Genomic DNA, 26,497 nt, shown 5'->3' on the forward strand with positions numbered 1-26,497 from the left:
GTAAAGAAGCTATGGAATGATTTTTGCTTAATTGTATAGTAGATATAATAATAGCTTTTTGGAGGTGATTCACGTGTCTACTTTAATAAAAAACGGAACTATTGTAACTGCAGATGATATATATAGGGGAGATGTGTATATTGAAGACGAAATTATAAAAGAGATCGGTTTGAATATATGTAAAAGAGCTGATGTGGTTATTGATGCAAAAGGTAAATATGTAATACCAGGGGGCATTGACATACATACTCATCTTAATATTCATGTTGGAAAAGTAACGGCAAGTGATGATTTTTATACAGGTACTGTGGCAGCTGCCTGCGGGGGAACTACATGCATAGTAGATCATATGGGATTTGGTCCCAAGGACTGTGATCTGACGCATCAGGTAAAAGTCTATCATAAATATGCAGACGGAAAGGCTGTTATAGATTATGGATTTCATGGTGTTATACAGAATATAAATGATAATAGACTGGAGGAATTGAAAAAGCTGCTGGAAGAAGAGGGAATTCCAAGCTCTAAAATGTATCTTACCTATGATTTCAAATTAAGTGATTATGAAGCTTTAAGGCTCCTTGCTAGACAGAAAGAACTGGGGGGAATTACTGCAGTACATTGTGAAAATAATGATTCTATAAAATATCTTAAAGAATATTTTATCAAACAGGGTAAAATACAGCCCATATATCATGCTTTAAGCAGACCGGCTGAGGTGGAGGGAGAAGCAATAAACAGAATGATAAACCTTGCAAAGATAGCAGGGGATGCACCACTTTATATTGTCCATCTTTCTACGGAAATTGGTTTGGAATATATTAAAATGGCAAGAGATAGGGGGCAAATGGTATATGCAGAAACTTGTCCTCAATATCTTTTACTCACAGAAGATAAACTTAGGCAACCTGATGGATTGAAGTATATTTTCAGTCCACCTTTGAGAAGAGAAAGGGATACAGCTGCATTGTGGAGTGGAATTAAAGATGGATATATACAGACCATAGCAACAGATCACTGTCCATTTTTCTATAAAGGTGAAAAACAGCTTGGGAAAGATAACTTTGCAGATTGTCCTAACGGGGGACCCGGTATTGAAGAAAGAATACCTCTTATATTTTCTGAAGGTGTTGTAAAGGGGAGAATAGGAATAAATAAATTTGTAGATGTATGTTCCACAGCTCCTGCCAAGCTTTCAGGACTTTATCCCAGAAAAGGACATATTGCAGTGGGTTCAGATGCAGATATAGTTTTAATAGATCCGGATAAAGAGGTTACTATGACCAGGGACATTCTTCACGAGAATGTTGACTATACTATGTATGAAGGATTTAAGGTGAGAGGCTATCCTGTTTTGACTATGGTAAGAGGAGAAATAATCGTACAGGATAATAAATTTATAGGGAAAAAAGGATATGGGAAATTTATAAAAAGACATAGGATAACTCACCTATAATCGACTTAATGATTGATGTTATATATCATATAAAGAGAGCTATTTCAAAGTTTTGAGATAGCCCTCTTATAAGTCTTATTTACTATATTCTCTTATATAAAAAATTATACATTGCAGTATAAATATGAAACTAACCACTCCAAATGCAGGGTATAATAGAGAAATTAAATTTATAAATCCAATTTGGGATATAGGAATTGTGATTAAAATGATTAAGATTACTGACTTATTGTAAGATATATTGAATATTTCCTGCAGATTTTTACCTACACTGTATACATCGGACACTTCTGTAGAAAACATTTCAAGCCAAATTACAAAAAGAAGCATTGTTTGAAGCAGCTTGCCAAATCGGTTGGCTATGTAGAGCAGAGGAATTTCATATTTAAATATGTAAGGTATATTTGAGATCAGTAAAAAGTTTATTATAAAAGCCAAAATTGTAAGCCCCAGAGCTCCTATAATAGATCCAGCTATAAGACTTTTTTTCTTGCCGATGGAAAGGCTAAGGGGTACAAGTACTCCGCTGCAGCATAGTACATTGAATCCTGAATATACTAATGAAGATAAAAGCCAGTTATTTTTGTAATAGGGTATGCTTTTTATAAAAGATAGATTTACATTTTTGTAGAAAATTAAATGCAGCAGAAATAAAGTTAATATTACAAGTATAAGAGAGGGTACTATTACTGAATTTATTTCCATCAGTCCTTTGGTATCTCTAAATAGGATAATTATGGATGCGAATACCATAAAAAATATACCTACCCACCTGGATACGCCAAAATATTGATGTATTAAGGCACCGCTTCCTGCCAATATTATTGAGGAACCTCCAATTAAAAAAAAGGTAGTTAAAAAATTAGTTACCATACCTAAAAATCCGGGGCTTACCAAAAGAATAAGCCCATCATAGGAATTTAACTTATATTTTATGCTTAAGTTGATTACTATAATAGACATTATTATGTATATAATACCACAGATTAATATGCCAAAAAAGCTTTTGTATCCATATTGAGTGAAAAATTGGCTTATTTCTTGACCTGATGCCAATCCTGCACCAACTACTGTACCTATAAAAACGGCAGATATTTGGAAAATTAAAATTATTTTCTCCTTCAAAGAGTGTACCCCCTAAATAAATCATTATTAATATAATTATATAAATGTAATATGAAAATAATGAATTATAAATTAAAATTCTATTTAGGGGAAAAATATAATTTATAAAATAGTAAAACAGAATAAATAAACGTTGAAAGGGGTGAATTTCTACTGCAGATATAATAACATGTAGTGGAAAGTACATGAAAAAAAAGGCTTTATTTCAAGTGACTTTTCTTATAGTTTTTTTTTGCGCCATGGTATCAGGATGTAATTTAAATAAAAAAGAGGATACAAAAAATGTAAATCAAAGTTTTGATATGAAATCTGCTACGGCTACAGCCGATATTTATATGAAATATCTCATAAAAGGTGATATGGAAAATGCTAAAAAGTTGTATTCTAAGGATCTTTTGAAAGATGCTCGTAGTGACGAAAATAAAAATTTGCGAATTTTAGGATATAATCTGATTGACAGCAGTGAAGTTGGAGAATCGGGAGTTTTAAAAATGAAAGTTGCAAGAGCTGATTTGATCAGACCTTTTGCAACTCTAGATGAATATTCCATAAAGGTAATAAAAGAAGGTAATGATTACAAGATCGGTGAAACCAATAATACACCGGATAGAGAAGTATTTGTGGAGAGAAATCAGCTGAAAATGAGGAGTAAAAATAGCGTAGTTGTAAATTTAATAACGGATATTGTAAGTATGCCTAATTATGTATTTAGTAAAGATGACAAGGCAAATGTGGAAAAGGTTCCTGTTCCAAAGAGAAATTTTGGCATTATGGATTTTTCTTATGATGGAGATCGACTGGCGGTGGTGACTTATTCTAGTGATTCATATATAGGCATAATTAGAATAAATGAAAGTATGCAGACCCAGTCCCAGGATTCAGGAGATCAACAAGGCGATAGCTCAGGAGGGCAAGGTGGTGGTGGACAGCAAAATGAGCAGCAGGGAGCAGAAAAGCCTATAGGTAAGGATATAACCGATTTGGATGTTTTGAAAAATTCCAAAGTTGAATTTTTGGCTTTCTCTCCAGATGAAAAATTTATCGTAGTTCAATATACCAACAATGCAATAGGTAATTGTATACGGGTATATAAGACAGATTCTGGTGATATGATAAGCTATAAATTTGAAAAAGCGTTTCCTCTTGATAAGGTAAATGTGATTTTTTCCTCCTTTGATGAAGGAATATTGAGTTTTGATGTTGTCTCTAAAAACAATAGTAAAGGGGAGCTTTCTCAAATAATTGGGGAATGGGAATTGGATCTGAGAAATTTTAAGGCAGCAAAGATATGATATAATCTCAGTAGGTTGATTTTAGTACTTGAATTATTTTTGGAAAGGATAGGACTTGGGAATGCAGTGGGGTGACAAGGCATATTACAGTCTAAATTATTATTTGAGAAAAAAATTTGGATGCAAGGTTTTTAAAATATCCTTAGATGCAGGATTTTCTTGCCCCAATAGAGATGGAAGAATAAGTAAGGAAGGATGTATATTTTGTAGTAAAAGGGGATCGGGAGATTTTGCTGGGAATAGAAAAGTTTCTATAACGGAACAATTTGAAAATATAAAACAGATGATGAGTAAAAAATGGAAAAATGGAAAGTATATAGCATATTTTCAGGCGTATACTAATACTTATGCTCCAGTGAGAGTACTTAGAGAGAAATATGAAGAAGCTGTAAATCAAGAAGGAGTAGTGGCACTAGCTATAGCTACTAGACCGGATTGCCTTGGATATGATGTTTTAAATCTATTGCAGGAATTTAATAGAAAAGTTTATACCTGGGTAGAACTTGGTCTTCAGACTTCAGATGATCATACGGCAGGTATAATAAACAGAGGGTATAAATTGGAAACTTTTGAAAAAGCAGTAGCTTCACTTAGAAAAATAGGAATTGATGTGGTGGTTCATATAATAATGGGTCTACCTGGAGAAAATAAAATTAATATGATGAATACAGTAAAATATATTTCACATCAGGACATACAGGGGGTAAAAATTCATTTGCTTCATTTAATGAAACACACTCCTCTTGTTAAATTATATGATGTAGGACAATTAAAATTTATGACAAAAGATGAATATATAGACATGGTGTGCTGGACTCTGTGCAACATTCCTTCGGGCATGGTGATTCATAGACTTACCGGCGATTCACCTAGGAACCTGCTTATAGGGCCTAAATGGAGCTTAAAAAAATGGGAGATTCTAAATGAAATTGACAGAAGGATGAAAGATAGAAAAATATATCAGGGTATATATTTTCAAAATAAGATTTTACCCTAAGATTACCGTTGCTAATACTCCCATTTATAAATTTATCCTCTGCCAAACTCCAGCTATAGATTGCTGGAATTTGGTGAATTTGCTTTTATGCAATTGGACTTTATCCATCCCTTAGAGTTTATTCTAGAGCTTCCTGCAATAGAAACTTCATACCAGAATTCATTTAAGATCTCAATGCTGTCATGAACTCTTATTGGTGTATTTTTTTCTAAAGTATTTATTATACCTGAATTTAAAATAGGAGCCAGATATATATTGCTTTTTACAGTGACTAGGGCATTTACATATTGAGGAGTAATATATCTAACATTTATTTTTGGGGGAATTTCCTTAGATATTTTTGACTTCAAACTGTCATTTTCATATTTTAAAGATAATATCTGTCTTCTCTGCGAGGAAATTTTACTTTGAAAATTATATAGGATTACGGAAGTACAGATTATAAGCGTTATGAACAAAAAAGCCAACATTAATATTCTCCATATCTATTAATTTAATACATTATATTCAATATGGTACTTAAAGATGAAAATTTATATAATTTTACACTAGATCTGTATATTCAAAAATGCTCATATCTGTGTAAGCCAATATATCCTCCCACTGATAATCTGAATATGTATCATGTATGCCGACAACGGTCATACCTGCTGATTTGGCTACTTTTATAGCAGATAGGATGTCCTCAAATACAGCACAATCCTCAGGATTTAAATTCAGTCTATCAGCAGCTAAAAGGTATATGTCTGGGAATCCTTTTCCTCTTTTTACATCTTCTGTAGTTACTATTGAATCAAATAGATTGTATATTTTATTTTTCTTTAAACTTGTTTCTGCTATAGCTTTATAATTGCTGGTGGCGAGAGCCATTTTTATTTTTTTCTTTTTTAAGAGATGTAAAAAATCTCTTGCACCAGGTTTTAAAGAAATATTATGGGAATATTCATAGAAAAGCATATTGTACCACTCTTTTTGTATCTCAGATACACTTTCAGTTAAATTAAATTCATCTTTAAGATATCTTGCAGTTTCATCAAGGGTCATATTTTGAATAGTGTTTTTTAGTTCTATGGTAAAAGGTATATTTTTCTCACTTAAATATTCTTTATCTATATTTTCCCAAAGCCACATGGAGTCCAGGAGAGTTCCATCCATGTCAAAAATAGCTCCCTTGATATTTTCAAGCATGACGATCACCTCATATTGTGTTATGAAAAATAATATTTTAATTAAAAAATCGTTCTAACAATTTTATCTTGTTTTTATCTTTAAAATCCTCTATGGAATGTATGCCTATCTTATCCAATATCTCATTCATGCAGTCACTGTCAATGGAGACTTTTATTTCAGAATCATCGGCAAATTTATCCACATATTTTTTACCTTCTTCTTTTGGTATAATTGCCTTGGGCCCACCTACACACCCACCGATACATCCCATGCCTTCAATGAAATTAGCCTCTATTTCCCCATTTTGAGCTCTGGAAAGTATGGATTTGCATTCTTTTACACCATTTGCCTTTACTGCTTTGAATAATTTGTATTTTTCAGGGAAAATTCTTTTTACAGCTTCACTTACTGCAATTGATACTCCGCCTGTACGTGCATATAACCTTCCGCCGCTGGAAGCATATTCTGTAGAAGGCTCTTCTTTGAGCTCATTTGGATGTATATTAAGAGTATCAAATATATCTTTTACTTCTGAAAAAGTTAGTACAAAATCTATATTTTTAATTATGTCTTTTTCTTTTGCTTCAGATTTTTTAGCAATGCAGGGACCTATAAATACCACCTTGCAATTTGGGTTTAATTTTTTGAGTACTCTTCCTCCAGCGGCCATAGGAGAAACAGATGGTGATACGTACTTTATCAAATTATTGTAAATTTTTTTTAACATACCTACCCACATAGGGCAGCAGCAGGAAGTTATCATAAAATCTTTTTCGTCTTTTATATGATTATCAAATTCTATGGCCTCTTTTAAAGTGAGCATATCCGCAAAAAATGCCACCTCAATCATGTCTGTAAATCCTAATTTTTTAAAGGCACTTCTAAGTTTCCCAAGAGTTACATCTTTCCCAAACTGACCTATTATAGCAGGAGCTACAATTGCTATTACCGGTGAGTTGCCTTTTAATATATTCGCTAAGGGAAGAAATTGTACTTTATCCATTATACCTCCAGTAGGACAGGCTTCTACACAAAAACCACAGTCGGTGCATTTGTGTTTATCAATATGGATACTATTTTGGGCAGCATCCATTAAAATAGCATCAAAAGGACAGGATTTTTGGCATAGAGTTTTGCCGGTTTTGTCCATACATTCCATAGTACAGAATTTTACTTTATTGACTATTTTTCCATCAGGTTTGTAAGATTTTATTGCTTTTTTTAGATCCTCCGTAAAATTAGAACTGCAGTCTGTACTGGTGCCGCATAGTGAAGATATGATTTTACAAAGCTCTTTTTTATTGATTTTACTCTGTGATAAAATAAATTTTACTTCATCTTCAAAATTTCCATTATAATAGGATTCTATCAGGGATTTAAATAAATTTCTATATTGATCTTTCATATTAATGGTACAGCTCCTTATGTAATTGATTTGTTGATGAGCTCAAAGTTTGATTTAATGTATAGGAAACCCCTAGCTTAAAAATAAGCTGGGGCTCTTACTTTAACATAATATAAACTAAAAAAGGTAGGTATCATCAAATCAATAGATCTAAATATCCACAAACCCACCTATATAAATGGTCGGAGTGACAGGATTTGAACCTGCGACCTCTTGCTCCCGAAGCAAGCGCGCTACCATCTGCGCTACACCCCGTTTATATAATACATTATAACATATATTATATAAACGTCACAGTAGAAATTTTATATGAAAATATTTTATTTTGCAGTCATATTAGAATTATCGCCTTCACCTCTTGTAGGAACTGTTGACATTAAAAATCCTACCAGTATAGATACTAAAGCTGGAGATATTATATTTATATAAGCTATATAAGAGGTTCTGTATAATATGAATGCACTTAAACCTGTTATAATCAAGGTTATAAAAAACAGATAGATTATAAATTTAGCAAAAGATTTAAAAAATTTTTCATATAACTTATGCCTTATGGGTCCGCTGAGTATTTTTATAAATAAAAAATAGGATACTAGTATTAAGAATATATCAACTGATGCAGATATTAAAAAGTTTTTCAAATTAAAACACCTCCAATGGCTTATCAATTATAGTATTACCTTATTAGAAGTGTTTTAACACCAAATTATAGATTTTGTAAGTTATTTTGATTGCAAATACATTTCACCTATTTTAAAAACATCTCCTGCACCTATAGTTAAAAAGAGATCTCCTTCCTTTAAATTATTTTTTAAATAGTTTACTATTGAGTTGAAATCTTTAATATAGCTGCACTTTATTCCTCTTTTTGAAATATCATTAGCTAGCATGGCTGAGCTCACTTTGCCGGTATCCTTTTCCCTTGCTGGATATATATCTGCGAGGATTAATTCATCTACATTATCAAAAGCGGAAGTAAATTCTCTGTATAAGTTTATAGTTCTCGAAAAAGTATGTGGTTGAAACACGCAGATTATTCTTTTATGAGGATAATTTTGAGCTGCACTTAAAGTTGCCTTTATTTCAGTAGGATGGTGGGCATAGTCATCTATTACTGTTATCCCATTTTTTTTGCTTTTAATTTCAAATCTTCTATGGGTACCTTTAAAATCCTCCAGTGCATCTTTAATATTTTCTGTTGATATATTTAAAATTAAAGAAACAGCTATACTGGCAAGCGCATTTAATATATTGTGTCTGCCCGGGATGGCTAGGTGTAGGGAAAGTATGGCTTTATTATCCTTGTACACTTTAAAGTAGGCACATCCATTTTTATCAAAATGTATGTCATGAGCAGTGATATTTCCGCTATTTATACCATAGGTAATTATATTACAGTTTACGCTGGATATTACTTTATTTATTCTATTATCTTCATTGTAACATACTAGATACCCATTCTGAGGAATCAATTTAGCAAATTTTACAAAGGCATTTTGTACATTGTCTATATTTTTATAGTAGTCAAGGTGCTCGGCATCTATATTTAAAATTATACCTATAAATGGGAAAAATTTCAAAAAGGATTCTTTGTATTCACAAGCTTCCGTAATGAAGTACGGACTGTTTCCTATTCTGACATTTCCATTTATAATATCTAAATTTCCTCCTACTAATATGGTAGGATCTAAATTTGCCTTAAGTGTTATAGAGGACAACATGGAAGTAGTAGTGGTTTTACCATGAGTTCCGGATACTGCTACGTTGTATTTATGACCTTTCATTATATTTCCTAAGAATTCAGCTCTGGACATTAAGGGAATATTTAAATTTTTAGCCTTTAAGAGTTCTTCATTATCTTCGGAAATAGCGGCTGTATATACTACTAAGTCTATGTCCTGTGTTATGTTTTCAGCAATTTGACCTATATATATTTGAGCGCCCATTGATTTGAGTTTGTCTGTTATTGGAGAAGCTTTAATATCAGAACCGGATACTTTAAAATTATTTTCAAGCAAAATTTCAGCTAGGCCGCTCATACTTATTCCGCCTATGCCTATGAAGTGCACTTTTTTATTTTCTACAAAATCAAATGACAATTTAAATCACTCCTTATATTAACTAACCTATCAATAATTATATACAAAAATTAGCTAAAAAACACAATAAAATTATATTTCTATGTAAAACGTTTTTATTTCTTCAGGTGTTTTATAAATAAGTATTGATTAACCGTAGCTTTTAGAATACAATATGAATAATAGAGTATAATATTAGAATATTATTCGTAAAGTTATATAGATAGGTGATAAAATGCAAAAATTTAGTAGAAACAATAGAATAGCTGCAATAACGAAAATATTACTTGAAAATCCTAATAAAATAATGGGACTGAATAATTTTACCGAAATGTTTAATACTGCAAAATCTACAATAAGTGAAGACATAGTAGTAATCAGAGACACTTTGAGTAGATTGGATATGGGAAGAATAGATACTGTAGCAGGGGCGGCAGGTGGAGTTAAGTACATATGCGGTATATCTCCTGAAAAGACCAAAAAATTTGCTGAAAAATTATGTATTATTTTGAAAAATAGAGAAAGAATAATACCAGGTAATTTTTTATACATGACGGATATAATGTTTAATCCAAATATAATACATACAGCAGGAGTGGTTTTAGCGTCTATTTTTATAGATATGGATATTGACTGTGTGGTTACAGTGGAAACGAAGGGAATACCCCTGGCTTATGAAGTAGCTAAAATGATGGGGGTTCAACTTGTGGTTGTGAGGAGAGAAACAAAATTTACAGAGGGTTCTACCATAACTGTAAATTATGTATCTGGCTCTACAGGAAGAATTCAGAATATGTCATTATCTAAAAAAGCATTGAAAAAGGGAAGCAGATGTATATTTATCGATGATTTCATGAAGGCAGGCGGAACTGCCATGGGTATAATTGATCTTTTAAAAGAATTTGAAAGTGAACTTTTGGGTATAGGATTTTTAATAGATAATGTGGGAATTCCCAAAAAATTAGTACAAAATTATGTATCGATAGTGGACTTTGAGGGTATTAATGAAAATGGGAATGCACTATTGACTCCTTCAAAAATGTTTAGCTAATGAAGTTTTCAAAAAATTTTATTAGTTTTTAACAAAATAAGGAGGAAAAAAATAAAATATAGAGAATAGTATATACATAAGCATCTTGGAGGTGGATTTATATGCAAATTACAGACGTTAGAGTGAGGAAAATTGCTGCCGAGGGTAAGATGAAAGCTATTGTTTCAGTAACCTTCGATAACGAATTCGTAGTTCACGATATAAAGGTTATAGAGGGACAAAATGGTCTTTTTATAGCAATGCCAAGTAGAAAAACTCCTGATGGAGAATTTAAAGACATTGCTCACCCAATAAATACTCAGACTAGAGAAAAGATACAAAAAGCAATTCTTGATGAGTACGAAAAAGTTAAAAGTGAGGAAGTTGCTACCGAACAAAAGACGGAGGAATAATAAAGGGGAGTGTTTGCTCCTTTTTATTATTTCCTGTTTTTTTTGTATATTTAAGGATATCTGAAAGAGAGTTTTTTAGAATTGTTCCGAAAATTATATATGAGGTTGCAAATAATTTTCATATAAAATATAATATTATAGAGCGTTTTAATATGATATAGTGTAGAAAAATGAGCTTATATGCCATAAAGAGGTGTTAAAATGTATAATTGTGCTATAATATTAGCGGCTGGCAAAGGGAAAAGAATGAAATCTTCTATCCCTAAGGTTTTACACAGAGTATGTGGGACAGAAATGGTTAACATAGTTATTGATGTTGTGAAAAAAGCACAAATAGAAGACATAGATGTAGTAATTGGCAGGGGGGCAGAACAGGTAAAGGAAGCTACTAAGAGTAGAAACGTAAAGTATTCTTTCCAAAATAAGCAATTGGGTACTGGACATGCGGTTTTGTGTGCCAGCGATTTTTTAAAGGATAAAGAGGGGACAGCAGTTATATTTACGGGAGATTCACCTTTAATAGAAGAAGATGTTATAGAAGATATGTTAAATTTTCATAATAAAGGTAGATATAAAGCGACTATATTGACATCTATAGTAAAAGATCCTAATGGATATGGGAGAATTATAAGAGAAAAAAATGGAGAAGTGCTTAAAATAATTGAACATAAAGATTGTTCATTAGAAGAATTAAAGGTTAATGAAATAAATTCCGGAATGTATTGCTTTGATATAAAGGAGCTTGTTGAAAGTTTAAACAAATTACATAACAACAATGTTCAAGGTGAGTACTACTTAACTGATGTCATAGAAATATTGAAAAATAAGGGTGAGAGGATAGGGGCCCTTCCAGTAAGTTTTGAGGAAATTATGGGGGTCAATTCCAGAGTACAGCTTTCAGAGGCTGAAAAGGTTATGAGAAATAGAATAAATAATGTGCACATGGAAAATGGAATTACACTTATCGATCCAAATACTACTTACATAGGACTTGATGTTAGAATAGGGAAGGATACCATAATATATCCAGGTAACGTGATTCAGGGAAATACTGTTATAGGAGAAAACTGTATATTATATCCTAATTCACGTATAAAAGACAGTGTGATAGAAAATAATGTGACAATACAGAGTTCAGTGATACTAGAGAGTAAAGTGGGAGAAAATGTTACGGTAGGACCTTTTGCATACATAAGACCTGAGAGTGTGATAGGCAATTCAGTGAGAATAGGTGATTTTGTAGAAATAAAAAAGTCTATTATTGGGGATAAAACTAAGGTATCTCATTTGACATATATAGGTGATGCCGAAGTGGGGAATGAGTGTAATTTTGGATGTGGAACTGTGGTAGTGAATTATGATGGCAAAGTGAAAAATAAAACTTTAATTGGGGATAATTCATTTATAGGGTGCAACACAAATTTGGTTTCACCAGTTAAAGTAAATAACAACACTTATATAGCAGCTGGATCTACTATAACAGACGAAGTCCCGGAAGGATCACTTGCTATAGCTAGAGCAAAGCAGGTAAATAAGAAAGGTTGGGTATATAAAAAAGGATTAAGGAAATAAATTTTAGGAGGGCTTTACATAATGATAACCCATGGTAAAAATATTAAAATTTTTGCGGGAAATTCTCATCCTGAATTGGCTAAGCAAATAGCTAATATCTTGGGAACTGCAGTTGGAGATGCAAAGGTTTCGACTTTTAGTGATGGAGAAATATCTGTAGATATTAATGAAACCGTAAGGGGTATGGATGTATTTATAATTCAATCCACAAATAATCCCGTAAATGATAATCTAATGGAACTTCTTATCATGATTGATGCATTTAAAAGAGCATCAGCGGAAAGGATAACTGCTGTAATACCTTATTATGGATATGCCAGGCAGGATAGAAAAGCCAAGGCGAGAGATCCGATTACTGCAAAATTGGTAGCAGATATACTGACAGCTGCAGGAGCGGATAGAGTTCTTACAATGGATCTGCATGCAGCACAAATTCAAGGGTACTTTAATATACCTTTAGATCATCTTCTAGGAGTTCCCATACTGGCAAAATATTTTATACAAAAAGGATTTAAAGAGAGAGAAGATATAGTTGTAGTATCTCCGGATCTCGGAAGTGTAACAAGAGCCAGAAAATTTGCGGATAAACTCCATGCACCTATAGCTATTATCGATAAGAGAAGACCAAAAGCCAATGTATCAGAGGTAATGAATATAATTGGGGATGTAAACGGGAAAATCGCCATATTGGTAGATGACATGATAGATACAGCTGGAACTATAACAAATGGCGCTCAGGCTCTTGTGGATAGAGGGGCAAAAGAAGTATATGCATGCTGCACTCATGCTGTGTTATCTGGACCAGCCATAGAGAGAATAAGGAATTCTGTTATAAAAGAACTTGTAATGTTGAATACAATAGATCTTCCAAAGGAAAAGATATTGGATAATTTTAAAATATTGTCTATAGCTTCGGTTTTCGCAGAAGCTATAAGGAGGATATATGAGGGCGTTTCGGTAAGCAAGCTGTTTGAAGATTGATGAGGAAAGAGCATGTAGAATTTTTTCTACATGCTCTTGTATTAAGATGTAAGTCCATTTTGTAACTTATTTGTAACTTTTAAAGAGAGAATATTTTTTATATAGACATATGTGATAAATTTAATTGTAGATAATTAATAATTAAATGTAAAATATTAGTGTAATTGATTGGGAAATATAATTAATAATAAATACTATGGATAGAAAGTGATTAGGAGGATGATGATGGAGGGCTCAATAGGTAAAATTTTGATTGTAGATGATGATGAAAATATTTGTGAAGTAATAAAGATGTATTTGGAGAGTGCAGGATATAAAACACAAATTGCAAATGATGGAAAATCAGCAGAAACTCTATTTCTAGAATATAAACCGGACTTAGTGTTATTGGATATAATGCTTCCCAATATAGATGGCATAGATGTGCTTAAGTGGATAAGGAAAGAATCTCAAATTCCTGTGATTATGCTCACTGCCAAAGGAGAGACTTTTGATAAAGTTTTAGGACTTGAACTAGGGGCAGATGATTATATAGTAAAACCTTTTGAAGCCAAAGAAATGTTGGCCAGAATTAAAGCGGTGTTGAGAAGATATACTGTAGATAATGATAATAGAGAGGTACTTAAATTTGAACAATTGACAATTGATATAAATTCATACACAGTTATATATAAAAATGAAGAAATAAAGATGCCTCCCAAGGAATTTGAATTGCTGTATTATCTGGCTAATAATAAAAACAGGGTATTTACTAGAGAACAGTTATTGTGTGAAGTTTGGGGATATGATTATCCGGGAGACTCTAGAACAGTGGATGTTCATATTAAAAGGCTTAGAGAAAAACTTCAAGGAGGGCCTAACTGGCAAATAGAAACAGTATGGGGTGTAGGGTATAAATTTGAGGTGAAATAGATGAAAAAGGGGTTATTTTCAAAACTTATGGCTGCATTTATTGCAATTATTATAGTGAGTTTTGTAATGACAGCGGCTTTTTTATCCTATTGGTTTGAAGGATATTATTTTAAAAAGAGAGAAAGTGAATTGCTCAGAGAATCTCAATTTATAAAATATAAGGCTATTCAATATTTAGATGGAAACTTAACAGTAGATGACATAAATGAAACTTTAACTTATATAGGAAATTATCTATCAGCAGACATATGGCTTGTGGATAATTATGGATATGTATATTCTGTTTCAAAAAGTGAACACAAAAAATTAATAGCTACATCAAAACAAATAGTTACCAGTGATCTAAAGGAACTTAGAGAAAACAAAACAGTAGATAAGAGTGAGACCTATTCAAGTGTATTTACGGGTCCAGTCCATACTTTTGAAATACCAATTTTTTCAAATAAAGTTTTTAAGGGTGCCATAATGATGCATACATCAATAGATGAATTAAAGGGACCCCTCATAAGAGTATATGAAATCATATGGATGTCAGCAGTTTTTGCCATTATAATATGCTGTTTTGTAATTTATTATTTGTCCCAGAGAATAATAATAAAGCCGCTTAAAGTAATAAATTATGCTGCGGATAAAATATCCAGGGGTGAAGTGGAGAAGAGAGTCGAGGTTAAATCAGACGACGAAATTGGTGAGTTAGCGAAGTCTTTCAACAGTATGGCAGATTCCCTGCAACAAGTGGAAAAAAACAGAAGGGAATTTATATCCAATGTATCTCATGAAATAAGATCTCCAATAACATCTATAAAAGGTTTTATTGGAGGAATGATTGATGGAGTTATTCCAGCGGAGAAACAAAATTACTATCTATCTGTAACTTATTCTGAGATACAGAGGCTTACCAGGCTTGTAAATGATCTCCTGGATTTGTCGACTATTGAATCGGGGCAGCTTAAGCTTAGAATAGAAAAGGTGGACATAAATGAAGTTATAAGATTATGTGTTATAAAATTTGAGACCAGAATAAATGAAAAGAGATTGAAAGTAGATGTACTTTTAGAAGATGATAAACTCTATGTGGCAGCAGACAAGGATAGAATAACCCAGGTAGTTACGAATTTAATCGATAATGCTATTAAATATGTAAATCAAGATGGAAATATAAAGATTTTTACTAAGATAAAAAGCGAGAAGGTATTGGTATCCATATATAATGATGGCTCTAATATACCAGAGCCTGATATGAAATATATATGGGATAGATTCTATAAGCGTGATAAATCCAGGACTTCAAAAATAAGTACAGGGCTTGGACTTCCTATTGTAAGGAGCATCCTTACCCAACTAGGCGAAGATATATGGGCTGAGAATAAGGAACCTAATGGGGTTATGTTTACTTTTACTTTGAAAAGAGTTTAACAAATTATTTTATTTTGTTCATATTTGTGTAAAACTTTTTTATTATAATAATTCTAGATTTTAGATATTATGAGGTGTATTTAATGGATGATAACAACAGATATGATAACATAAAGGATGTTTCATGGGAAAACGTAGAGTCCAGTAAAGCAAAAATAAAATTTATAAATAGCAAGAGAAGATCAAATATGGTGAAATTAGGGAAAATGTGTTGTTTTATTCTGATAGCTGCTGTTTCGGGAGGATTATCTGGAGCTTATATGAGTAGTAAAAAGGAAGTTACTAAAATTTATACACCTAATAATAATCAGGTAGTAGTTGAATCCAATGAAAATGTTAATAGGGCTAAATCGGAAGATAAATCGGGAAATACGTCGGAGAATTCTATAACTGAGGTGGCAGAAGCTGTGAGTCCAGCAGTAGTGGGTATAAGTAATAAAGCAGAAGATTATTTTGGACTGCAGGATTTAGGGAGTGGTTCCGGGATAATAATAGATTCAAATGGATATATAGTTACAAATTATCATGTAATACAGGGTGCGGATAAAGTTATGGTTAAATTGTCCAGCGGAAAAATACTGGATGCATCTGTAGCTGGTGTGGATGAAAGGTCTGATTTAGCTGTAATAAAAGTAAATGCAAAAAATCTTCCAATAGCTAAACTGGGGGATTCTTCTAAAGTGAAAGTTGGAGATGCTGCTATTGCCATAGGAAATTCTTTAGGCGAAGAATTTCCAGGCTCAGTTACAGCAGGTATAATAAGTGCAATAAATAGGAAGATAGAGTATAATGGAGTTATATATAAGGTTATTCAGACTGATGCAGCTATGAATCCAGGGAATAGCGGAGGCCCTCTTTGCAATATACAGGGTTATGTCATAGGTATAAATAGCCTGAAATTAAGTGCTGGTTCCAAGGTAGAGGGAATTGGTTTTGCTATAACTATAAACGAGGCAAAAAATATAATAAAGTCACTTATAAGCAATGGTCAAGTTTCGAGGCCGGAATTAGGTATAAATGGAGAGAGTGTAATATCGCAGGATAATAGAGTTCAGGGAATATATATTCAGCAAGTGGAGAAAAACAGTGGTGCTTCGGTGGCGGGTATAAAGCCTACGGATATACTGATAGAATTAGATGGGAATAAAGTAAAGAGTATGTCAGATATAGAAGCTATATTAGGAGGACATAAATTAGGAGAAAAAATTTTAGGTAAAATTTGGAGAAATGGGGAAATTATAGAAATGCAGATAACTTTGTCTCAAATTCAAAAGGATAATCAAAGATAAAATAGTAAGATTGGAGTGAATTGATGTTTTTAATAGTTGGCTTAGGAAATATAGGGATTGAATATGAACACACGCGCCATAATATAGGATTTGATGCTGTAGATCTGTTAAGTAGTAAGTACAATATTGTTTTAAGTAAGAAAAAATTTAAAGGAACTTGTGGAGAAGGTATTATAGAAAATAATAAAGTTGTATTATTAAAACCAGATACTTATATGAACTTGAGTGGAGAAAGTGTGGTGGAAGCTGTAAATTTTTATAAAATAATGGGCAATAATATAATAATAATACATGATGATATAGATATTCCTGTTGGAAGACTTAGAATAAAAACTCATGGAAGTGCCGGAGGTCATAACGGGGTAAAAAATATAATATTTAACCTGGCTACAGATCAATTTGTAAGAGTGAAGATAGGCATAGGACAACCTGAAGGTCAGCTTATATCCCATGTTTTGGGTAGATTTTCTAAAAATGATAAAATTTATATGGAAAAAGTTCTAAAGGTCAGCCGAGAGGCAGTAGAATGTATTTTGAAAAATGGCGTAGAAGAAGCCATGAACAGATTCAATGGGTTGCTTTTATAGTTTGTATAAATAAAATAGTATAAAAAAACCGTATAATCTCTCTAATAAGGAAGAGATTGACGGTTATTGTGCGTTCAATTAAAAATGTTTAAAGTTGGAATTTGTAAGTAGATATTGTGATAGATAATTTTATTAAGTTATGATGGATGAATAAATTTATAGGGTGGTTGTTAGGATGAGATTAGAAGGGCTTATGAAACCCATTAAAAAAAGTGATAAGTTTAAAAGTGTCATAAAGGAAATATCCAGAGATAAATTTCCTATAGGAGTGTATGGACTTTCAGAATCTGCGAGAAGTTATTTAACATATGGAATATATGAAACTTTAGATAAGCCGATCTTGATTGTTACTCACAGTGATGTAGAGGCTAGGAAATTGTATGAGGATTTATCCTTTTATTTGTCTCAGGTATATTATTTTCCAACTAAAGAAGTGGTATTCTACAATATAGATGCTATATCTGGAGATTTGAGATGGGAAAGATTGAAGGTAATAAGACAGATATTGAATTCACGCAAGAAAATTATAATAACTTGTGTGGAATCATTGAGTTCAGTATATATTCCTGTAGAATTATATAGAAGATATATGTTTAAAGTATCCGTTGGAGATGTCTTAGATTTAAAGGATATTGCAGAAAGACTAATTCAATGTGGATATGAAAGAAGTGAAGTTGTAGATGCAAAAGGCCAGTTTTCTATAAGAGGGGGTATAATGGACATATATTCTCCAATTTCTGCGGAACCATATAGGCTGGAGTTGTTTGGCAGCCAAATAGAATCTATTAGAAGTTTTAATCTGGAATCTCAAAGAAGTATTGAAAAAGTGGATAGTATAGAAATTTTTCCTGCCAGAGAAATTATACTTGACAAAAGTAGAATTAGAGCCGGGGAAGAGGGAATAAAAGAAGATCTGGCAATAGTAGTTGAGAAATTAAAAAAATTAAAAGACAATGAGGCAGTTAAGAGAATAAAAGAAATTACCGTAAAAAATTTAGAAGTTCTTGAACAAAGCTGGAATTTTGAAACTATTGATAGCTTTTTACCTTATTTTTATGAAAATCCATCAACTTTTTTTGATTATGTAAAGGATTATTTTATAATCGTGGATGATGTTCAAAGATGCGAGGGAAAATTAAATAGTGTATATTTTGAATTTGAAGAAAACTATAAAAGCTTTTTACAAAGAGGAAATATACTTCTTAAACAGAGTAAAATGCTCATTGGTAAATCTCAGCTAATTGAAGAACTCAAGAGGAGAAAGAGCATTATATTAGATCCCATTGCCAAATCAGTTAAAACATTTTTACCCAAATCAGTAATAAATTTTTCGCAGATAACTCTCAATGATTATCATGGACAAATAGATCTGCTTATTGAAGATATAAGAGATAGAAAATCTAAGGGTTTTAGAATATTGATTTTATCAGGTACAAGACCTAGAGGAGAAAGATTGGTTGATACCTTGAGAGATAGGGATATAGATAGCAGCTATAAGGATGTAGTACGTGAAATTATGCCTGGGGAAGTGGTTATAACTTTTGGAAGCCAGCTAAAGGGTTTTGAATATCCAGAGCTCAAGTTGAGTGTTATTTCAAGTAAAGAAGTCTTTGGAGAAGCTAGGAGAAAGAATATAAAAAAGGCCGTGAAAAAGGGTGCAGGTAAGATCAAAAGTTTTACTGAGTTAAAACCTGGGGATTTTGTAGTTCATGTCAATCATGGAATAGGTGTTTATAAAGGTATAAAACAACTGGAATTTCAGGAGCATAAAAAGGATTATCTAGAGCTTGTATATGAATCTGATGACAAATTATATGTGCCGGTGGAACAACTTGATATGGTACAAAAATATATAGGGGCTGAAGGTAAAACTCCCAAAATAAATAAATTAGGAAGCTCGGAATGGGCGAAGGCCAAAAAAAAGGCTAAGAAGTCTATAGAGCAGATAGCGGAGGATTTAGTAAAATTATATGCTATTAGATCTACTTTAAAAGGCTATAGATATTCAAAGGATACCGTTTGGCAAAAACAATTTGAAGATGAATTTCCATACGAAGAGACGCCAGATCAATTATCAACCATTCAGGATATAAAAGAAGATATGGAGTCAGATAAAGTTATGGATAGATTGCTCTGTGGTGATGTGGGCTACGGTAAAACTGAAGTTGCTGTAAGAGCAGCTTTTAAAGCTGTAATGGACGGCAAACAAGTTGCCTTTTTAGTTCCAACTACTATATTGGCACAACAGCATTATAATAATTTCGTTCAAAGATTTTCTGATTTTCCTGTAAAAATAGATATGATAAGTAGGTTTAGAACCCCTGCTCAACAAAAGCTTACTATAAAGGCTGTGAAGGTGGGAAATGTGGATATATTAATTGGCACTCATAGGATATTACAAAAGGATGTTCAATTTAAAGATTTAGGACTTCTTATAATAGATGAGGAGCAAAGATTTGGCGTCAGTCATAAAGAAAAAATTAAGAAAATCAGAAAAAATGTAGATGTATTGACTTTAAGTGCTACACCTATACCGCGAACTCTCCACATGTCACTTGTAGGAGTCAGAGACATAAGTGTAATAGAAACACCACCAGAGGAGAGATATCCTATACAAACCTATGTGGTAGAATACAATGATCAATTGATTAGAGATGCTATGCTCAGAGAAATAAATAGAAAGGGACAGATTTATTTTGTATACAATAGGGTCGAGAACATAAAAGAAATGGCCGCCTATGTATCAAAATTAGTTCCAGAGGCCAAAGTAGCAGTGGCCCATGGCCAAATGCAGGAAAGAGAACTTGAGAATATAATAATAGATTTTATGAAAGGTAAATATGATGTTCTTGTGTCTACAACTATTATAGAAACTGGCATGGATATACAGAATGTAAATACCATGATAATATATGATTCAGATAAGATGGGGTTATCTCAGCTCTATCAATTAAGAGGAAGGGTGGGACGAACAAATAGAATAGCTTATTGTTACTTGACTTATAGAAAAGATAAGGTTCTGACAGAAGTAGCTGAGAAAAGACTGAAGGCCATTAAGGAATTTACAGAGTTAGGATCTGGATTTAAGATAGCTTTAAAGGATCTGGAGATAAGAGGGGCAGGCAATATGATGGGTGCATCACAGCATGGACATATGGCTGCCATAGGGTATGATCTATATTGTAGAATGCTTGAGGACACTGTGAAGCTTATAAAAGGTGAAATACACAAAGAGCCGGTGGAGACTACTGTGGAATTGAAGATAGATGCTTATATACCGGATAGTTATATAAAAAATGAAGTTCAGAAAATAGAAGTGTATAAGAAGATAGCTGCTATAGATTCCTATGATGATATGCTGGATGTAAAAGAAGAATTGGAAGATAGATTTTCTAGTATACCATCTTCAGTACAAAATCTTATGGATATAGCCTATATAAGGAGTATTGGTAAGGAACTTGGGATAGAGGAGATAAAAGAAGTAAAGAGAGAAGTTGTATTTACATTTGAAAGTCAAAATAGAGTGGATCAAAATGTAATGAAGGGCCTTTTAAAAAATTATTCAAGAAAAATAGTACTAAAAATGAATAAAAAGCCTGGTTTTGGATATAGATTAGAAAATGTAAAAAGAGAAAATATTTTAAGTGATATTAAGAAAATTATTAATTATATGCTACAAATATATGAACAAAAATAGCTTTGTGGTAAAAATACTTTTATGTTAAAATAAATCTGTATTTTAACATAGAAAGAGTGGGGGAATAATTGTGAAAAATATAAAAAGGTTAGCAACCGCTATGTGTATAATGACGTTCATGTTCTCAATTGCCGGTTGTAATATGATAGAAAAAACGCCAGAAGCTATAGCTAATAGTACTGTAGCGGTAGTTAATGGAGAAAAAATCACCAGAGGCGATTTAGACAAAAATCCATATACCATGCAACTGTTAAGTCAGGCTAAACAGCAATATGGAGAGGATTATGAGAAAAATGAAGAAGCTGTAAATACTATAAAAAGCCAAAAAGAGCAAATACTTGAGGATATGATTACAAATAAAATAATTGAACAGAAGGCTAAAGAGTTAAAACTTTTGCCAGATGAAAAAAAGCTTAAGACAGATATGAACAATCAAATTGCCCAAATAAAAAAGCAGCAGTTTGGAAATAGTACTGAGCAATTTGATGCGGCACTAAAAGCTCAGGGATTTACTGAAGATTCATTTAAAAGCATGTATTTATCTCAGCTTAGAGAACAGCAAATGCAACAAAAAGTAAGTGATAGCATTACAAAAAATATAAAGATAACAGATAAACAAATAGAGGATTATTATAAGGCAAATCAGGATAAATATACGGAACTGCCCAATAAAATGCACCTGGCACATATCCTTGTAAAGACTAAAGCTGAAGCTGAAAAGGTAAAGACAAGGCTGGATAAGGGGGAAGATTTCTCAAAGGTTGCGAAAGAAGTTTCCCAGGATACAGCAACAAAAAATAAGGGTGGAGATTTAGGCACTATAAAATATGATGATTCCCAGTATGACGCTCAGTTTATGGCAGGGGCAAAGGCGTTAAAAGGAGGAGAAATATCGGATCCGGTACAGAGTAGTTTCGGATATCATATAATAAAGTGTATAGATAAAGTCAAATATCCTGTTAAGCCTCTCAGTAAGGTTAAAGATGAGATAAAAAAACAACTGGAAAGTGATCAAAAAAGCAAACTGGTTTCCCAGAAATTACAGCAGTGGAAAAATGCTGCAAGTATAACCAAAAAGGAAAAAAATATTATGTAAATATATATTTTACATATAAGTACCATATAGGGAATTATGATGATTTATGTCATAGTTCTCTTTAATTTTATAATTTAAATAACAATTGTGTATAAAATTTCATATTTAGAAAAATAATATTAATACAAGTTATATATTATTATTTTTGAGGAGGAATTCTAAACATGAAAGCAACAGGAATTGTTAGACGTATAGACGACCTAGGTAGAGTTGTCATACCGAAGGAAATAAGAAGAACACTTAGAATAAGAGAGGGGGATCCTTTAGAGATATTTACGGACAGAGAAGGAGGCGTTATATTAAAAAAGTATTCGCCTATTGGTGAGCTCAGTGATTTTTCCAAGGGATATACTGAATCACTACAGCAGACTGTAGGTCATATAATTATGATATGTGATAAAGATAGTGTTGTATCCATAAGTGGAGCTCCTAAAAAGGAATATGTGGATAAAAAAATAAGTTCAGAATTGGAAAAATTAATAGATGATAGAAAGACAGTTTCAGCTTCTGAAGGAAAAGGAATTATACCCATATATGATGATGAAGATATTCAGGGAAAATATTCTGCTCAAGTTATATGCCCTATAATATCTGGTGGAGATGCTATTGGAGCTGTAATAATAGCATCCAAAGAGGAAGCTAAATTTGGCAATGTGGAAACTAAGCTGGCTGAAACAGCATCTTCATTTCTTGGAAAGCAAATGGAACAATAGGAAAAAATGGCGGCATTAGCTGCCATTTTTTTATGGGCAAACTTCATCTCAGTGTAACAGTCATTTAATCTATTAAAGAAGTATTGACTGTGATATAAAAAATATTCACTTAAAGTAATAATACTTTCAAATTTTAAATAATTATAAACATGGAAATAAATTATTTGCAACTATAGCAATTTGGAGGTATTTTTATGAAAAAACAGTCACTTATAAAAGGTACGATTATATTAGGAGCAGCAGGTATAATATCCAAATTTCTAGGATTATTTTTTAGATGGCCACTTCAAATGCTAGTGGGAGATGAAGGGGTGGGATATTATCAGATGTCTTTCCCCCTTTATATGTTTTTTGTTGCAGCTGCATCGGGTATACCTGTGGCTGTATCTAAAATGGTATCGGAAAAAAATGCACTTGGGGATTATAAAGGTATTATTCAAGTATTGAGAAAGTCTTTACTTTTAATGTTCATTTTAGGAACAGGTTTTACGGCAGTGCTTCTTATATTCTCAAATCCAATTATACATTTTCTAAAATGGGATAGAAAGTCCTACTATTCACTGGTAGCTATAGCCTTTGCACCTATGTTCATATCTATAATGAGTGCATTTAGAGGCTTTTTTCAGGGACTTCAAAATATGAACTATACCGCTGTATCTCAGATTATAGAGCAGATAGGAAGAGTGGTAGTTGGAGTTGGACTTGCATACTTGCTTTTACCTAAAGGCATAGAATATTCTGCAGGTGGAGCGGCTTTGGGGGCAGCTGCAGGTGGATTATTTGGGGGAATATATTTAATAATAAAATATATTCCTATAAGAAAAGAAATAAATGTTAAAGTGGCAGATAACAAAGATATACTGAGCAGACTGTTGTATATAGCAATTCCAGTATCTTTAGGGGCTGCCGTCAGTAGTATAATGAGTCTTATAGATTCGGCACTGGTGCCTCAGAAGTTATTAGAAGCAGGTTTTACATATAAAGATGCAGCAATATTATATGGACAACTTACGGGAAAAGCATTTATATTGATAAACATACCTCTTACTATATCAGCTGCATTATGTGCCTCCTTAATGCCTATAATTGCAGAATCACACATATTAAATAGAAAATTAGATGTGATTAACAAGGTGGATTTATCCTTTAGACTTTCTATGGTGATTGCTCTTCCTTCTATGCTTGGATTGTATACTTTGGCTTATCCGATTTTAGATTTGATATTTCCAGGTCAATCTGCCGGTTCTAGTATACTTCAGTATTCTGCACTATCAATACCATTTATAATATTGGTGCAGACATCTACCGCTATATTACAAGGGGTAGGATATTATATTAGGCCTGTACTCAATCTATCTTTAGGATGTATTGTAAAAGTAATTTTGACTTCATTTTTAGTAGCAATTCCCCATGTAAATATTTATGGAGCCATTTGTGGAAGCATAGCAGGCTATGTTCTGACTTGTATTTTAAATATAATATTTCTTGTTAGAAAATTAAAAATAGATGTAAATTATTTTGAAATCGTAGTTAAACCCGCCTTTGCTTCTATTTTTATGATAATAGCTGTTGTAATTATCTATATGTGCGTCTATAATTATACAGTAAGCAGTAGAATAGCATGTTTTCTGGCTATAATTTCAGGATTGATCATCTATATTCCGCTTATAGTTATATTTAAAATATTTAGGTATAACTATATAAAAAGTAAATTTTTAAAAAGATAAGGAGGTTTACAAATGATTAAGGTAGTAGGCCTAGGTCCAGGCTCAGTAGAATCTCTTACCTTGGGTGCCGTAAATATACTTAAAAATTCAGATGAAGTCTATTTGAGAACAGAAAAACATCCCACTGTAAATTATTTAAAAAAATTAGGCATAAGTTTTCATACCTATGACTATATGTACAAAGACAAAGATAAATTTGAAGATGTATATAAATCTATTGCAGAGGATTTGGTACAAAAAGATGAAAAGTTCAAACAGATAGCCTATGGAGTTCCAGGTCATCCTCTAGTAGCGGAAAAGTCAGTTCAATTATTGATAGAACTATGCAGAAAAAGATCTTTGGATATAGATATAGTACCGTCAGTCAGTTTTATAGATACTATTATAGAGAGACTGAATATAGATGCTGGCGACGGGTTGAAAATAATTGATGCTTTTAACATAAAAAATCAGATGCTGGACAAAAGAACTGGTATCATAATAACCCAAGTGTACGATAAATTAATTGCATCCCAGGTTAAATTGGCCTTGATGGAGTACTATGGAGATGATATTGAAATATATTTTATAAAGTCTGCAGGAATTAAAAACAGTGAGATTATAAGGAAAATAAAATTATATGAGTTAGATAGGCAAAGCGATATAGATTATTTAACAACAGTTTATATACCTAAAAATTTAGAAATTACATATGATTTAAAGGATTTATTGGATATAATGAAGAAATTAAGAAGTGATACAGGATGCCCTTGGGATAAAGGGCAAAATCACGACAGCTTAAAAAAATATCTTATAGAAGAAAGTTATGAGGTGATGGAAGCTGTAAATGAAAAAGACGATGCAAATCTTGTAGAAGAACTTGGTGATGTATTATTTCAGATAATATTTCACTGTCAAATAGGAGAAGAGGAGGGATTTTTTAATATAAGGGATGTAATTAATGGCATATGCCATAAGATGATAAATAGGCATCCTCATGTATTTGGAAGTGAGAATATAGACAATACAGAGCAGGTACTTACGAATTGGAATATTATAAAAAAGGAAGAACAGGGCCTAAAAACATATACAGATGAGCTTATACATGTAGCTAAAACTTTGCCGGGTCTTATGAGAGCAGTAAAGGTTCAGAAAAAAGCTGCAGATGTGGGATTTGATTGGGACAAAGTTGAAAGTGCACTGGATAAAGTTTTAGAGGAATATTATGAAGTAAAAAATGTATATAAAAGTGAAGAAAAGGTAAAAATAGTAGAAGAAATAGGGGATTTAATATTTGCATGTGTAAATGTAGCAAGATTCCTTGACATCGACCCTGAATTTGCATTAAATTATACTATAGAGAAATTTATAAAACGTTTTGCATATATAGAGAAAAGTGCTATGGCTCATGGTTTAGATATGATGGATATGACATTAGAGGAAATGGATAAACTTTGGGAGGAATCTAAAAATAAATAAATCTGAGTTTTATATGCAAAAAAAAGAAGGAGTTTATAAATTAGTGCAGAATATGGCTATATATATTATAATTAAATATAGTAAGT

22 protein-coding genes and 1 tRNA gene are annotated in these 26,497 nt (G+C 32.3%); 16 read left to right on the plus strand and 7 right to left on the minus strand.

The features are described 5' to 3' along the window. Nucleotides 1-73 precede the first annotated feature (73 nt). Nucleotides 74-1,453, plus strand: coding sequence for a dihydropyrimidinase (gene hydA, locus LN736_RS06555; RefSeq protein ID WP_150357206.1), 1,380 nt, complete (start codon nucleotides 74-76; stop codon nucleotides 1,451-1,453). A 75-nt stretch (nucleotides 1,454-1,528) separates the two neighbouring features. On the opposite strand, the gene LN736_RS06560 is transcribed toward hydA, so the two are convergent. Continuing rightward, the gene (locus LN736_RS06560; RefSeq protein WP_150357207.1) at nucleotides 1,529-2,578 is read right to left on the minus strand and encodes a YkvI family membrane protein; all 1,050 of its coding nucleotides are present in this window, start codon (nucleotides 2,576-2,578) and stop codon (nucleotides 1,529-1,531) included. A 185-nt stretch (nucleotides 2,579-2,763) separates the two neighbouring features. Here LN736_RS06560 and LN736_RS06565 point away from each other — a divergent pair, with 185 nt between their 5' ends. Both LN736_RS06565 and LN736_RS06570 read left to right on the plus strand, forming a co-directional pair. Next, nucleotides 2,764-3,870 (plus strand): hypothetical protein, encoded by a 1,107-nt coding sequence (locus LN736_RS06565; protein ID WP_150357208.1) that lies wholly within the window; start codon nucleotides 2,764-2,766, stop codon nucleotides 3,868-3,870. Between the two features lie 61 nt (nucleotides 3,871-3,931). Continuing rightward, on the plus strand, nucleotides 3,932-4,867 hold the full coding sequence (locus LN736_RS06570; RefSeq protein WP_150357224.1) for a TIGR01212 family radical SAM protein: 936 nt from the start codon (nucleotides 3,932-3,934) through the stop codon (nucleotides 4,865-4,867). Nucleotides 4,868-4,920: 53 nt separating this feature from the next. Here the strand turns inward: LN736_RS06570 and LN736_RS06575 are convergent, their stop codons facing one another. From LN736_RS06575 to murC, 6 genes are all read right to left on the minus strand, one after another. Further along, nucleotides 4,921-5,337, minus strand: coding sequence for a hypothetical protein (locus LN736_RS06575; RefSeq protein WP_150357209.1), 417 nt, complete (start codon nucleotides 5,335-5,337; stop codon nucleotides 4,921-4,923). A gap of 73 nt (nucleotides 5,338-5,410) precedes the next feature. Then, the gene (locus LN736_RS06580; protein ID WP_150357210.1) at nucleotides 5,411-6,055 is read right to left on the minus strand and encodes an HAD family hydrolase; all 645 of its coding nucleotides are present in this window, start codon (nucleotides 6,053-6,055) and stop codon (nucleotides 5,411-5,413) included. 37 nt (nucleotides 6,056-6,092) lie between these two features. Further along, nucleotides 6,093-7,442: a [Fe-Fe] hydrogenase large subunit C-terminal domain-containing protein gene (locus LN736_RS06585; RefSeq protein WP_179978182.1), complete on the minus strand. Its 1,350-nt coding sequence runs from the start codon at nucleotides 7,440-7,442 to the stop codon at nucleotides 6,093-6,095. 179 nt (nucleotides 7,443-7,621) lie between these two features. Then, nucleotides 7,622-7,697, minus strand: a tRNA-Pro gene (locus LN736_RS06590). Between the two features lie 65 nt (nucleotides 7,698-7,762). Then, entirely contained in the window at nucleotides 7,763-8,083 is a 321-nt protein-coding gene (locus tag LN736_RS06595) for a hypothetical protein (RefSeq protein ID WP_150357212.1), read from the minus strand. Nucleotides 8,084-8,164: 81 nt separating this feature from the next. Next, a complete protein-coding gene (gene murC / locus LN736_RS06600) occupies nucleotides 8,165-9,541 on the minus strand; it encodes a UDP-N-acetylmuramate--L-alanine ligase (RefSeq protein WP_150357213.1) in 1,377 nt (458 codons plus the stop codon). A 214-nt stretch (nucleotides 9,542-9,755) separates the two neighbouring features. Between murC and purR the strand changes: the two genes are divergently transcribed. From purR to yabN, 13 genes are all read left to right on the plus strand, one after another. Then, nucleotides 9,756-10,571 carry a pur operon repressor gene (gene purR, locus LN736_RS06605; protein WP_150357214.1) on the plus strand — a complete coding sequence of 272 codons (816 nt, stop codon included), beginning with the start codon at nucleotides 9,756-9,758 and terminating at the stop codon, nucleotides 10,569-10,571. A gap of 101 nt (nucleotides 10,572-10,672) precedes the next feature. Next, nucleotides 10,673-10,963: a septation regulator SpoVG gene (gene spoVG, locus LN736_RS06610; protein WP_150357215.1), complete on the plus strand. Its 291-nt coding sequence runs from the start codon at nucleotides 10,673-10,675 to the stop codon at nucleotides 10,961-10,963. 201 nt (nucleotides 10,964-11,164) lie between these two features. Further along, on the plus strand, nucleotides 11,165-12,535 hold the full coding sequence (gene glmU, locus LN736_RS06615; RefSeq protein WP_179978181.1) for a bifunctional UDP-N-acetylglucosamine diphosphorylase/glucosamine-1-phosphate N-acetyltransferase GlmU: 1,371 nt from the start codon (nucleotides 11,165-11,167) through the stop codon (nucleotides 12,533-12,535). 21 nt (nucleotides 12,536-12,556) lie between these two features. After that, a complete protein-coding gene (locus tag LN736_RS06620; RefSeq protein ID WP_150357217.1) occupies nucleotides 12,557-13,516 on the plus strand; it encodes a ribose-phosphate diphosphokinase in 960 nt (319 codons plus the stop codon). A 225-nt stretch (nucleotides 13,517-13,741) separates the two neighbouring features. Beyond that, on the plus strand, nucleotides 13,742-14,428 hold the full coding sequence (locus tag LN736_RS06625) for a response regulator transcription factor (RefSeq protein ID WP_150357218.1): 687 nt from the start codon (nucleotides 13,742-13,744) through the stop codon (nucleotides 14,426-14,428). Beyond that, nucleotides 14,429-15,844, plus strand: coding sequence for a sensor histidine kinase (locus LN736_RS06630; RefSeq protein ID WP_179978180.1), 1,416 nt, complete (start codon nucleotides 14,429-14,431; stop codon nucleotides 15,842-15,844). Nucleotides 15,845-15,927: 83 nt separating this feature from the next. Next, a complete protein-coding gene (locus LN736_RS06635) occupies nucleotides 15,928-17,133 on the plus strand; it encodes a S1C family serine protease (RefSeq protein ID WP_150357220.1) in 1,206 nt (401 codons plus the stop codon). Between the two features lie 23 nt (nucleotides 17,134-17,156). Continuing rightward, complete coding sequence (gene pth, locus LN736_RS06640; protein ID WP_150357221.1) at nucleotides 17,157-17,720, plus strand: aminoacyl-tRNA hydrolase; 564 nt, start codon at nucleotides 17,157-17,159, stop codon at nucleotides 17,718-17,720. A 175-nt stretch (nucleotides 17,721-17,895) separates the two neighbouring features. Further along, nucleotides 17,896-21,417 (plus strand): transcription-repair coupling factor, encoded by a 3,522-nt coding sequence (gene mfd, locus LN736_RS06645; protein WP_179978179.1) that lies wholly within the window; start codon nucleotides 17,896-17,898, stop codon nucleotides 21,415-21,417. Nucleotides 21,418-21,487: 70 nt separating this feature from the next. Next, the gene (locus LN736_RS06650; protein ID WP_179978178.1) at nucleotides 21,488-22,513 is read left to right on the plus strand and encodes a peptidylprolyl isomerase; all 1,026 of its coding nucleotides are present in this window, start codon (nucleotides 21,488-21,490) and stop codon (nucleotides 22,511-22,513) included. Nucleotides 22,514-22,677: 164 nt separating this feature from the next. Next, a complete protein-coding gene (spoVT, locus tag LN736_RS06655; protein WP_150357785.1) occupies nucleotides 22,678-23,226 on the plus strand; it encodes a stage V sporulation protein T in 549 nt (182 codons plus the stop codon). Nucleotides 23,227-23,420: 194 nt separating this feature from the next. After that, nucleotides 23,421-24,953: a putative polysaccharide biosynthesis protein gene (locus tag LN736_RS06660; RefSeq protein ID WP_179978177.1), complete on the plus strand. Its 1,533-nt coding sequence runs from the start codon at nucleotides 23,421-23,423 to the stop codon at nucleotides 24,951-24,953. A gap of 12 nt (nucleotides 24,954-24,965) precedes the next feature. Further along, nucleotides 24,966-26,411: a bifunctional methyltransferase/pyrophosphohydrolase YabN gene (gene yabN, locus LN736_RS06665; RefSeq protein ID WP_150357789.1), complete on the plus strand. Its 1,446-nt coding sequence runs from the start codon at nucleotides 24,966-24,968 to the stop codon at nucleotides 26,409-26,411. Nucleotides 26,412-26,497 lie beyond the last annotated feature (86 nt).

The organism is Clostridium aromativorans, from assembly GCF_020908015.1.
Classification (GTDB): Bacteria; Bacillota; Clostridia; order Clostridiales; family Clostridiaceae; genus Clostridium_B; species Clostridium_B aromativorans.

Bases quoted from the DNA above. Each gene is read 5' to 3' on its own strand.
- LN736_RS06565 (WP_150357208.1), top strand. From the start codon at position 2,764: ATGAAAAAAAAGGCTTTATTTCAAGTGACTTTTCTTATAGTTTTTTTT.
- LN736_RS06570 (WP_150357224.1), top strand. From the start codon at position 3,932: ATGCAGTGGGGTGACAAGGCATATTACAGTCTAAATTATTATTTGAGA.
- LN736_RS06575 (WP_150357209.1), bottom strand. From the start codon at position 5,337: ATGTTGGCTTTTTTGTTCATAACGCTTATAATCTGTACTTCCGTAATC.
- LN736_RS06580 (WP_150357210.1), bottom strand. From the start codon at position 6,055: ATGCTTGAAAATATCAAGGGAGCTATTTTTGACATGGATGGAACTCTC.
- LN736_RS06585 (WP_179978182.1), bottom strand. From the start codon at position 7,442: ATGAAAGATCAATATAGAAATTTATTTAAATCCCTGATAGAATCCTAT.
- purR (WP_150357214.1), top strand. From the start codon at position 9,756: ATGCAAAAATTTAGTAGAAACAATAGAATAGCTGCAATAACGAAAATA.
- spoVG (WP_150357215.1), top strand. From the start codon at position 10,673: ATGCAAATTACAGACGTTAGAGTGAGGAAAATTGCTGCCGAGGGTAAG.
- glmU (WP_179978181.1), top strand. From the start codon at position 11,165: ATGTATAATTGTGCTATAATATTAGCGGCTGGCAAAGGGAAAAGAATG.
- LN736_RS06620 (WP_150357217.1), top strand. From the start codon at position 12,557: ATGATAACCCATGGTAAAAATATTAAAATTTTTGCGGGAAATTCTCAT.
- LN736_RS06625 (WP_150357218.1), top strand. From the start codon at position 13,742: ATGGAGGGCTCAATAGGTAAAATTTTGATTGTAGATGATGATGAAAAT.
- LN736_RS06630 (WP_179978180.1), top strand. From the start codon at position 14,429: ATGAAAAAGGGGTTATTTTCAAAACTTATGGCTGCATTTATTGCAATT.
- LN736_RS06635 (WP_150357220.1), top strand. From the start codon at position 15,928: ATGGATGATAACAACAGATATGATAACATAAAGGATGTTTCATGGGAA.
- pth (WP_150357221.1), top strand. From the start codon at position 17,157: ATGTTTTTAATAGTTGGCTTAGGAAATATAGGGATTGAATATGAACAC.
- mfd (WP_179978179.1), top strand. From the start codon at position 17,896: ATGAGATTAGAAGGGCTTATGAAACCCATTAAAAAAAGTGATAAGTTT.
- spoVT (WP_150357785.1), top strand. From the start codon at position 22,678: ATGAAAGCAACAGGAATTGTTAGACGTATAGACGACCTAGGTAGAGTT.
- LN736_RS06660 (WP_179978177.1), top strand. From the start codon at position 23,421: ATGAAAAAACAGTCACTTATAAAAGGTACGATTATATTAGGAGCAGCA.
- yabN (WP_150357789.1), top strand. From the start codon at position 24,966: ATGATTAAGGTAGTAGGCCTAGGTCCAGGCTCAGTAGAATCTCTTACC.